This window comes from Cryobacterium sp. 10I1, assembly GCF_035019805.1.
Lineage (GTDB): Bacteria > Actinomycetota > Actinomycetes > Actinomycetales > Microbacteriaceae > Cryobacterium > Cryobacterium glucosi.
The window spans coordinates 1-1,302 of the sequence record NZ_JASJVF010000475.1; the positions used below are offsets into that span (position 1 = coordinate 1).

A 1,302-nucleotide genomic window follows, 5' to 3' on the forward strand; every position below is an offset into this window, starting at 1 on the left:
GACCGGCACCGGCTGGAGCTGCACGGTTCCGAACGCCGTGACCGGCGCCTTCAGCTGTGAACGTGTCAACGCGAACGAAACCCTCGCCGCAAACGCCGCATTCCCGGCGATCACGGTCGCCGTTTTCGCCGGATCCGGTGTGCCGAACGGCACGGCCGTCGTCAACTCCGCCACCGTCTCCGCCAGCACCTTCGACCCGCTCCTCGGCAACAACACCGCGAGCGCGACGAACACGGTGACCACGAGCGCCGACCTCGGCATCACGAAGCTCGCCAGTGGCGTCTTCGCCGCCGGCGACACGGCGACCTGGACTATCGACGTCACCAACGCGGGTCCGTCGACCTCTGTCGGACCGATCACCGTGACCGACACCCTGCCCGGGCACCTCTCCGCCGTCTCGGTCACGGGAACCGGCTGGACCTGCACCACCGCAGCGACCCCGGTGACCTGTGTCTCCGCGGGCGGCCTCGCGCTCTCCGCGACCTCGCGCCTGACCGTGACCGCCACGATCGACTCCGACTTCACCGGCAGCCTCACCAACACGGTTGCCGTCACCGGGACGACGCCCGACCCGAACCCGGCCAATAACAGCTCCGCACCGACGACCCCGGTCGGGAGCGCAACAACGCTCTCGATCGCGAAGACCCTGCAGGATGCCCAGCTCGTGCCCGGAACGGATGCGACCTACCGCTTCGTCGTCGCGAACACCGGCCGCGCCGACGCCCGCAACGTGCGGATCACCGACGCGCTGCCCAACGGCCTGACCTTCGTGCGGCTCGCGGCCGGTACCCCCGGCGCCTGGACCTGCACCGAGACCAGCACCACTCCCTCGACCATCGGGTGCGTCCTCACGGGCACCCTGAAGCCCGGCGCCGGGGCCACCCAGACCGTCGACGTCGTGGTCGCGGTGCCGAGCGGCCTCACCGGTTCCGTCGTCAACACCGCGACCGCAGGAGCAGGCAACGCCCCCGACGCGAGCGACAACACCAACACGGGACTGACCGGCAAGGCCGATCTGGGAATCACGAAGACCCACCCCGCCGGCGCCGTGACGGCAGGTACCGACCTGACGTACTCCCTCTCGGTGACCAACTACGGTCCGTCGGACGCCCCGGCAGGCACCGTCGTGACCGACCACATCCCGGCAGGGCTGGTCGCCCAGGGCGCGGACGGTGGCGCCGACTGGACCTGCGCTGCACCCGTCGGACAGGATGTGACGTGCACGAGCACGAGCATCCTTCCCGTGGGAGCCACGGCAGGCGTCGTCTCCGTGACCGTCGGCATCCCGGCGAACGCCGGGCC

The 1,302-nt window shown here is 70.6% G+C and carries 1 protein-coding gene; it reads left to right on the forward strand.

Features of this window, described 5'->3' with window-relative positions:
• A partial coding sequence (locus tag QN345_RS19195; protein WP_323509130.1) for a DUF11 domain-containing protein occupies positions 1-1,302 on the forward strand: 1,302 nt, incomplete at both ends.